This is a genomic window from Candidatus Hodgkinia cicadicola (assembly GCF_002774925.1).
Genome location: NZ_CM008789.1, coordinates 39,847 through 51,873, shown reverse-complemented (window position 1 = coordinate 51,873; position 12,027 = coordinate 39,847). Strand labels below are relative to the sequence as shown.

General features: G+C 24.2%; 1 protein-coding gene. It reads left to right on the top strand.

The annotated features are described in order from the left end of the window. Positions 1-7,356: 7,356 nt before the first annotated feature. The gene (locus tag MAGTDC_RS01330; protein WP_146656720.1) at positions 7,357-8,295 is read left to right on the top strand and encodes a PLP-dependent cysteine synthase family protein; all 939 of its coding nucleotides are present in this window, start codon (positions 7,357-7,359) and stop codon (positions 8,293-8,295) included. Positions 8,296-12,027 lie beyond the last annotated feature (3,732 nt).

Here is a 12,027-nt window from a genome sequence, read left to right as displayed (position 1 = left end):
ATTATTTCACTTATTACAACATAGTAATATTATAAATTTTTCACCATGATCGGTATATTATTATAATTTATGTCTGACCTATGTTAATCAAGAAATCAAATGAAGTAATTTTTAGTACTTTGTTAATAGGATTTTTGTTACTCATCTAGAACTTTTGTTTTAATTGTAGATTAGATAATATGATTAAATTTATTTACCTTATAATGTGATTGAGTTGATATTTATAAACGTTTGAGCTCGGTAAATAGCAAGATAGAAATATTTAATTATAGAATTTAAAATAATAAGAGTTAACATATGGCTATGTGTAGTAGGTTTTTTTGATTTAATCATAATATATGGATATATATACATATAATTTTTGATTAATTTAGTATATGTTTAATGAATTTTAATCGATAAGTTAAATCATATAACAATATATTAAGGCCATTACAACATCTCGATATTTTGGTAGTTTATTATCTCCAATTCCTATATCACTAGTATTAACATAACCGTTTTATTTAATCTTAGTTTAATGTTTGTAAGCAATGATATGAATTTCATTATTATAAAACTAATTAAGACATCTTTAATTACATTAAAAATATCCATATTAATATCTATGTTATTTAATTAAATTCTAATACCATAATTAACACAGGTATATGTTAACATGATTAAATGATAACTAATAACATGTATACATCTGTTTCATTCCAATCTTGTTTTTTAATTAATAAAATGTTACGTTTAAATCTGTTGTTCATTTTGATTGTTTATCCTATTCTCCATTTTAATAGTCCTTAAACTTAAGCTAAGAGGATACATGGTTAAAGTATTTATTAAATGAAACAATTATGATTTTGGTTATTAGAAATAAGTTACCTTCCAGAATAATATTTATTAATTTAAGATTTAAATGATCATGTGTTCTTACGAGAAAATTATCATTAATTTAAGTTTTGACTTTTATAAACGAATATAATTTATATTAAAAGTGATCTTATATTATATACTGATTGAAATTTTTTATAAATAATGATCCCAATTAATATATTAGTAATGGTGTATTGGTTATAATTATCTTGTACTCAATAAATTCAATGGTTTTAATGGTATTATTATCTTTTTTTTTAAACACCAACTATATGATTATTAATTGAAGACAACATACTAACAAAATGATGTCAATGCTGTTAAAGTAACTCTTTATGCTTTAGATGAACAAGAATGCTGTTATTAATAGAATTGATGGTAACTAAAAATGATGAATAGATCAACAGATAGACAAGAACATTTGGCTCCAAATGGGGACTAGGCTAATGTTATGATTAAAGTAATCAAAGAATAATCTTATAAGAAACTAATTGTTAGAAGGATAATCTCATAAGAAATTAGTAGTAGTATTGTAGGTGAACATTATCTCGTTTAAGAAAATATTGACAAAGAGATATAGAAGTTGTAATTTAAATATAAATTTAGCAAATCAAAATATTGAAGGTAGAATCGTTTTTTATAAGTTTTTAAAAATAACCAAAGGTTAGTTAACAAAATTTTTATCAGACGTTTTGGTCAGATGATAATTATTTAGATTTGAATTAACAATTCGAATAGATTTAATAGAAATAGAGAAACCAGAGTTAACATCAATACAATATTTTGGTAGGTAAGTAAGGATGGTGATGGTGGTTTTTGAAAAGAAACAAGTCGTTTAAATTTTTTTTCGATTAGAAATAATAATGGAATAAGATTCGGTAAAGTATATGCATCTCTGAGTACTTATATTTAGATTAAAATGATAACTTGTGGTGTTAAATTAAACTTTATGTATTTGGTTTCAATAAGACTAAACATAACCGGTATGTAACTAGCTCTATTTGTATTAGAGATTATATTTGTTACTGTAGAAATTGATAATAGACCTTATGACCGTTTCCAGTGACATTAAGAACTAACAATATTTACATCTCAATATTAATGTTAAGAACAACAATCTAAGATTCCTTGATGGTTAATTATTAGGTTTTAATAAATCAGAATAAACATAACAACGGATGTTTGATAACATGGTTGTTGTTAATTAACACTGAGATATATTGAGTATTTATTTAAAGTTTGTAATCGAATATTGTTAAATATAATTATCAACTGATTAGAAATCATAGAAAAGGTGATCATGGGAATAGTACTATTGGTATTGTTAATAGATTAGATGGTAAGTATGAACAAAAGTAATAAAAAAAACCAAATGTTAGAGGTAGTGAGATGATGTTGGGTTGAGATTTATTAATAAACAAAATAAAACATACAAACGGTTGATAATGTTAGCTGATGAAATAATCGTGTTAAGAATAAATAGATCAATTAAAATTAAATTATAGTTAAAAAGAGAAAGATGAAATAGGGGTATATATTGGATTTAATATTAAGTTAGAAGTTTAGAGATGAAATTATCATTGATGACAATATTGTTTTGAATTTCAAGAAGTTAACCATTGATCTACGAACAAAACACATAGAATTGAATATTATTAAGAAAAAGTCATAATTCTATAAAACATAAATAACCATAGATGTAGTATGGATTTTGAATTAATATTAAAAAAACATTGAAACATTAGACAACGTTAATTTAACAGATGCAATGTTAGATTTTATTAATTCTATCGAGATAGTTGAAATGATATTGATTGAGAATTAATCAGTTACTAGATTAGTTGTTTGAATTGATGTGGTAAACGTTAGATAAAACAGGAACAACATAAGGTTATGGCAACTATGAACCATTATGTGCATAATAGATTCCGATTTTATACAAAAGTATATTAATAAATATAATATTAATATCATTCATTACTGTACAATTATCTATAAATTGTATGTTAACATCATAGGTATTATTTTCATTCCAATGTTTAACAACATATATTTTAATTTGGTTTATTATTATCACCTATTATATCAGTAATTATTTATGTTTAATGTTCTATTTATATCTAGTTATAATAACAAAAACCAACATCCATAACGTTTATCTATGGTTTCTGATTGATTAATTCGTATAGATCAATCTATTTATTATTTTCAGTCATTTATTAATAAACTTAAAAGGTTTTATAAATTACATAAGATATATCATGATTTAATTAATTGGTTTTTTATAACGGTGTTATATATGTTTATTATTATTCATTAGTATTTATATCTGTGTAATTTTGATGTTGTTCACGTTAAGATTATCTGCCTTATATTAAGTTTATTTTGATTCGAAGTGGATTCAACTCAATCAAGCAACCATAACACATGATTCTATAGATCTATCTTAAATAAAAAGTTAATTTTAAGATTATAACATGTCCATGTTAATTGAAGAAAACTAGACATAGAGTAAAAATATACCAAGCCGTGGTTGATCGTTTTATATTGAAAAAATATGTTAATAAATTATTTTGATAAAACATTTAGTGATAAACATCAACAAGATGTTAAAATAAGTATAATAGTGACGGGAATATATCTCCTGATATATGTTATGAATTTGAAGTGAATATAAACGAGTTTACTAGTAATAGTAGATAAAAACGAATATGTAATCATTTTGACGATCCGTAATAACTATAACAACATAGCGGTTAATTAAGACATAGATGTTATTAGGTGTAGTATTTGTAAAGGATAGAATATAATTTTAAGATATCTAAGGTATTATTATAACCATCACATGTTGTTTATGTGTTTAATGAAAAGTCATGATGGATAATAGGTTTTTATTTGAAGTGTTTAGAATATAATAAAGATAGAGAAACTGGTAAGGAACCGTGATAGTGAGATGAGGATGTTGGGAGAAATAAGATATCAAATTTTTAATAGATAAAAAACAATAATATTGGAACAATCAAAGATTAGATGGAATGATTAAACAGGTTTCGATAACTACTAAACCTTCATGAAAACTATATTAGAAATGATTTAAGTATCAATTTTGAGTTGTTGAAGTTAAACAAGATACAACAGCTACGAGATATAACATATATTTGGGTAATTTATGTTGGGGTTATTAAGTGTTAACCAAATCATTAGATGTTGATTAATATCGTTCTAAACGAAGAATGGTGAAGGATCTTATGTTTGAAGAGGTTGGATTATAGGTGTGTTTAAACCGAAACAAATATTGGTGTTTATATAAAGTTGGTGATAGAACATAAGACTTATAGATTTCCGTCAATGGATCAATATTACAACAAACAATTTAGATTATATTATATAGATTTAATAAATTAATTTAAAACAAATAATTCTTAAACAAGACACCAACATCCGATTGATGTTTGAGGTAATAGAATTCTAATTGAATTCTTAACGAGAATAAAGACAGAATGTTCAAATTATTAAATGAATTATGATTATACCAATAATCAAAAAGTAGATAAACTATAATGTTTTAATAAAATATAAGAACAAAATTCATGATGTTTTAAAGTATTTATAACTGTAATTTATAAAAATCTGTCGATAAGAAAGTCTTGATAAGACAAGTTTATGATAATAGTAATCAAAATTTATGTGTTGTCGACTTAGAATCAAATATCTTAAATAAAAGAGTTTTGTTGTAACAACGGAGAAATTATAAGTTAGAAATTATTTTGTTGGTTTTTGTACAAACGAATCATTTAAACAACAGGGATTAGATAATTCAGAGTTTGGAATGTATCTTTTCTTAATAGTAGAGATATTACAATTTTATGGTTTCTATATTAGAAGTAATAATCCAGTTGTTTATATGTTAATATTGTTTAATTTATACGGTTCATTAATAGGTATAAAATTATAATAGATGTTATGTATCTGTTGAGATTAAATCAAAATGGTTAGTTAAATTAGTTGAAATTAAGGTTAATTCACATACAATGGGATGTAATAGTAATAAGATTTGTACCTTGATAGTACTTATGTTGTTAAATTATTACAAGTAATCAAACAGAATATGTATACATGTAGTCTTGAAACATAGAAATTAGTCTTGATGGATAAATTGAAAGAATTAATTCGATGATTTGACCATGAGATTGTGTTAATATTAGATTAAACAAACCAGTGAATTAATTATATATAAAACAAGAACATGTAGTTGATACAAAATATGAATAACTAAGACAGATCCCAATGAGATTGGGCTTAGATCGATGGATAGGAAATATGTTAATGTTGGGATAGGCTTTGTGGACAGAATTAAAGGTAGATATTAACTTCATAAAGTTAGGATAAAGGATATGGTTCTAGTTAGTTACTAATAATCTCGAAGTATATAAATTATTTTGATTAATGTAAACAACATTCGGTTAGAATGAAACTTTTAGTTGATGAATATAAAAGAAATGAATTAGTTGAGATTAACATGTTGGTTTAGAACTATTTTATTTCATGATAAGTAATATTAAGATATTGAAACCAAATAGTATAATACGATAAGATAATTCTATATTATTTTGAAATTCTATTTATACTCAAACGTTGTAAGTTTAATCAATCGATCTGTATAAAACAGGTAAGAGTTTCAATCCAATGTTATAATTTCCCTTTTTTAAAATTAATTAAAGTGTAACAGAAGTATGAATTAATAAATGATATGGATATTTATATTATTTAAAATGATGTTTAAAATGTTGTTTTAGTTAAATAAGAATAATGTACCAACAAAATTTCATATATTATGGATGAGATTTAAGGAATATGTTAAGAGTGTAAAAAATTTATATTGGTCGATATAGTATGTTGTTTAAAATTTGATTGTTAATTCTGAAAGATTAATACTACATTAATATCAATAGTAATAGATGTTAATAGTAGTGTTAAATCATGATCTTAGAATTAAGAATAATTTGATTGTTAAATCTTATGTAATCAATGTTTATATAGGTTCGTTAATGTAGATATCATTGATATTATAAACTTATAAGAAAGTTGTTACCAAATATTGGTTTATAGTGATAATTAAACAGAGATAATGGAGCAGTTTTATATGAGATGAAGTTTGGTTACAGGATATTAAGTGATTATGGAATAATCGGGTATTTTTTGTTAGAAAATTAAGATAATAGTTTAGGTTCGATTAAAACATAAGTAAACCTTGATTAAGACCGCTAATAGTCATTTGTTTATTGATTTTTTATTTAAAATGAAAACATGTATCAACATATGTAATAATTAATAGTATTTAATTCATTTTAGGTAAAGTATTTATTAGCGATTAATATTATTATAATATAAAACGGGTAATAGACTTAAATTATTTTGAATAATCGAACAAATATACTCTCGACTAAAATAGTTAAGTTTAAACGTTTATATTAAACATTTAGTTTCTAAAACCATAAAACCAAGGGTTAATTAAAATACTTTAAATCTAATTAACCTATAATGATAGATTTGATAATTAAGATGATCGATCTATGTTCAGATATTATTTCTGTGCATAAATTTGATATAGAGTATAATACTTTGGAAATATATCTAATAATGAACTCAAGTGGACTACTTGTTACTTTGTTGATTACTTTGTTGTAAAAGATTTAACATCACCATGATTCGATTATTATTAAGACAATAAAATCGAGAGATGTTTAATTCCTATCGGAATGTTTTTTCTTGGTAATAATAGAAGTGTTTAGTTATCTATTTTGTTATGGTAGTAAATAGTACCAACCGTTGATGTAATATTTTTAAGTATTAAAAGAGAACATTAAACACATCGAAGTTATAAAAAAATTATTTACTTATATAGTTATTATCTAAATCCCATGATGGTAATAAATGTGAAACCAAGGGGAGAGATAACTTCATGTTAGGTCAATAGAATGGGTAATAGATTAGGAATTTATCTTAGTACAACATGAGATGACATGTTATATATATATAGAAATATAGGTAACTTGATTGATAAATTGAATATAATTATACTTGATAAGTACTACAGATTTATTAAAACGAAATAGGTGAATTTTTAACCCACAACAGGTAGTAATCAGTTGTAACAAATTGATTAAAATTACTTGTATGTTTCATAAAGATAAAATTATAAAAAGAAGTAAGTATATTAATTATTTCTAAGAATAGAATAGTAATCGATCATCGAATCGGATGATTAGAAGTTGAATATTCCATCTTAGACCTATATCATTTCATGATGTATTAATATTATTATTAATTGAATTAAAATAAACAGCTATAACCTTAATAACAAATCAGATAACAAATATATCCGTATATAGATTTTCTTATTAATTTATATTTGATATAGTATTATAGTTCTGGTATTATATGTTTGTATTTTATTTTTAGAAAATTATTTAACTTATTATTATACATTAAAATATGAGAACTAAGAAAATATATTCATCGATAACAGAAGTTATTGGTAATACACCGATAGTAAGATTAAAGAAAATAGAAGAAAAGTACAACGTCAAGACACAACTTTATGCTAAACTGGAGTATTTAAATCCATTTGGTTCTATTAATGATAGAGTTGCTGAAACCATGGTTGAAGATGCTTGGAAACGAAATAAATATAACAAAAATACAATAATAGTAGAAGTAAGTTACGGAAATATTGGTGTCAGTGTTGCTGCTGTTGCTGCCCGTAAGGGCTTGGGGTGTTTAATAGTTGTTCATGAAGGAGTTTCAGACGCTGAGATAAACATGTTGGACCTATTAGGTGCTAAAATTATATTCAGTTCAAATGGAATAGAAGAGGCAATTAGAACAGCTAAGGAGTTTACAAAACAAGTTAAACATGCGATAATGACGCGTCAATTTGAAAACAAGATTGTTGTTAAAACTCATAAGAAAACAACAGCAAAAGAAATAACAAGGTCAATGAATAACATAGATTATTTTGTTTGTGGTGTTGGAACAGGAGGTACTATCACGGGTGTTGGAGAGGTTTTAAAGAAGAAAAAGAATTCAAATACTTCAATTGTTGCAGTTGAGCCTTGGAAGGCATCTGTTCTATCAGGAAAACAAGTTCAACCTCATAGTATACATGGTATGGGTGTTGGTTTTCTTCCGAAAATTCTAAATATTAAGATTATCGATTATATCTTTAGAGTAAAGGATTATGAAGCAGTTGAATATGCCAGAATCATGGCAAACACAGAAGGAATGGCGGTAGGTCTATCTTCGGGAGCGGCAATATGTGCTGGAATAAAGTTAGGTGAAGTTATCAACAATCCTCTTAAAAAAATATTAATAATGGTTCCATCGTCTGCAGAAAGATATACATTGACAGATTTATCTGATAACAACCATTAATCATTATTAGAGTTAGTAGAAATCTCTGGCCACCCAGAGGCAAGATGTAATCAAGAACTTGAGTAAACAACAAGGACCTGTCTTATAATTAATTTAACAACATATATGTTTTAGTCTCAACATTATATATGTGACCTCTGAACGTTGGTTATGTTAAATAGGGTTTACATTTTTATTTCGATTATTTATTTCTATAATTATCATAATTAAATTGACGGATGATCACAATAATTCATTGATATGCTAATAAAATTTACTAACAAGAATTATGATAGTCGTATAAATATATCTTCTAGATGTTATTGAGATATTTATTTTTTTAATTCTAATGGTAATATTCTGACCAATATCTGAATTTAATAACCAAACATCAAAATAAATTCTTAGTATTTACTTATTAATCTATCTAGAATAATTTATTTGGTTTATTATTTCCTTTAGAGGACTAATTTTAACAACAAAATAACAACTTCTGTCTTTACTTAGAATATAAATTTCATCCGTTTATTTGGATTAATTCTTTTTTTTTGATCTAAACAAATCGCATTGAATGGACGATAAAGGGATCGAACTTTTGTTCTCTCTGAGGTTAATAAATATTTCTTACCAAATTAATTACCCATAATGACATATTTTCTTAAATCGTAACTTTTCAATATAATTTAATACGTTTATATTTAATGTTAAACACAATTACAACATACTAATTAACAATATATATATATATATATATAGAAAATCTTTATTAATACCAACATAAAAATGTTAAATTAAAATCTGAATAAAACTAGCGGAAATATAATTGCTTTTATGTTATTAATTAGTTATTTATATTAACAAGTTAGATTTATAGTAATAATGTTGGCTAACGTTATGATGTGTCTTAAATTTAATTAATTGTCGAGATGTTGTTAATCTATGAAATAATCATTATAATCTATACAACAAAACTTTATATTTATGTATATAAATTAGGTAGTTAACCAATTGTTGATACAACATATGCTTCAATAACTTTAATCTATGGTTTTAGGATATATGTTTAATTGAGGTATGAAACAGATTATTCGGTTTTTTAATGGGATATGATTATCATACTCGGAACCTCCGAATGAAGGTTAAAACCGAACAAGATGTTATTGATGTTTAAGGGCTAATATCTGTTATACGTTAAAGATTTTAATAAACAACCTTATGCTAGGAAAGCGATAATGTGATAGAGATATTAGATTGATTAGTATTGGTAGTAGTAGTTTAAATTAAACAAGTTGCTAGTATACCGAAACTAATTATTACCAAACATGTTTATCTGTTATAACAGTTATCAATTATTAATTATGTTGGTATCTTTACTGAGAATATTAAAATTACATAAGATATTATAACTAGTAAAACTACAAGATAATATCAACATTAGTACTTAAGATCTAATTTTCTAAGATTTATGAATTTATATTCGATATGTTATAACTTAATAAGAATCTGTTATGATATAAACAACGATATAATTATATTAATTTTTATTTATAAACATTGCCTGTTGGCATCACTAAACAATTTTCTATAAAAAAACAGGCATCTTTGTTGTTTGTGAATTATATTAATTGTATGTTTAAAAGATTATACAAATATTTTTTGTCATTGTTAATAGAAGAGATATTAAGTTTTTTATATCAGAATATAGTTGTATAAGTTCAATTTGGTTTTTTCATGTAACATATATGTTTTGCTTGGTGCTTTAAAAGTTAGTTAAACAGTATTGATATCATTTCCAATGATGGTTTAATCTTATATGTGAAATTGTTACATGATTTAGGAGTTATAATCTTCCATTACTTGGAATCATTATATCTTGTTGTTGGATTTATTACCTTTAAATAAATTATTCTTAATTAACATGTTTAAATCATTAGATATTCGTATCTAAATTATAAACTGTTATTAATAGGAATTTTTCTACATCTCTAACCACAACGTTGTAAGCTGTTTATTAATACTCATAGGTTTTAATACTGTCCTTTGAATAAAAGGGATCACTTGTTGTTGTTTGTTCACATGTTTTTTTATGTTGGAATATGTTTATGGAGTTATTATAGACTTATTCATTTTTCATTTGTAATGGCTATAAATACTAATCCCAATGTTGGTTAAACTATAATGGAAATCTATAAGATAAAATGTAATATCATTTCTGATATTTCTTCTAATTAGAAGTTATTACTAGATTACTTGTCGTTATAAATCACTGAATAACGGGTTACTAGTTAATAATCAATGTTGTCATTAATATTTTTCTATTAATTGTCTAAATAGTATAAAAATATAGTAACAAGATTATGATAATTCATTTCTTGCTGTGATTTCAATCAATTTCTGTTGTTGTTAAGAATTAGTTGTTAATATTCGATAGTAAGAATGTCAATTTTTCGTTTACTTATATTTTTAATTTTCTGTATCATTGATTGTTAAAACATGAGAATTTGGTGTACTTAAGTTCTTATACAAATTAGGCTTAAAGATATTATTTCATGTTTATTTGTTTTAATGGTTGGTTCTGTACTTTTAATAAACAATTTTATAATAACAATGATAGTCTAAACATGGGATTGGGTAAATATGTATAATTGATCCGATGTATACAAATTTTTGTTATTTTTGTTAATAAATTTACACTAATAGTTAATAGATTATATCATAATATGATTTAAGTTGGATTATAATATATATATACACACACACATATATTTTTTTATATATATATATATATTTACTTTAAAAAAGTTGTGTTATCAAGCTATGGTTATCAACGATGATTGGTTGTTGAATTATTTTTTTATAAACTAATCGATTAATGTCTATGGTTCGAGAAACGATCTTGTTAATTATTAACACAAAATGTATGCGATTGACATGGTTAATAATTTGTATGTTCTGATGCTTAAGCAAGTCATACTAAACGAACCAAAAAAAGGATGTGAGTGTTGTTGTTAGAGGTTTTTTATTTATGTTTTAAGATTGGCGTCGACAACATGTAGTTAAGGGTAATAATGTTTGATTTAATAACATTTAAGATTGATCTTGATGTAATTGAATTTATTCATGATAGTTTATGATCTATGAAATAATTTAATAGTGGATAATGGCATGTTTGGTTGATATCAACAAAATGCACGAATAAAATCTGATTCAGTGATGTGAAGCAACCGCTGTTAAAATTTAAAGTAATAACTTTTCTTACAAAGAGGATAGATTAACTTGTTAAGTTCAAAGATTCTAATAGAACTTTGTTCAGTGCTTTTATGTATAGATATCGGAAAATAAAAACTATTTATGAGAAAACAATTAATCGTGGTAATACTAACCATTGGTTTTAAGTCTAATAAAATCAAGATATCAGATCAAGATATCAGAATAGTTGTTAAAATAGTTTATTTAACAGACTGATTTAACTATAATGGTAGTCATATCCAGATGTTAACAATCGGTTGTTTGATAATGTATGATGATCAAATAAACTTTATTTTAAGTTTATTATGTTTTGTAAGTTATCAGACCAAACATATTAATCAATTGTATGATATAATTATAAAATACGATTATAACACCAAACGTGTGGTTGACATATGTTGTTGTTTATAGGTTATTAGTTAAATTATTAAGATATTTATTATGATTATTTTTTAATTATATAGAGATTATAACAGAGTTGGACCGTTAATAGGTAAGTTGAAT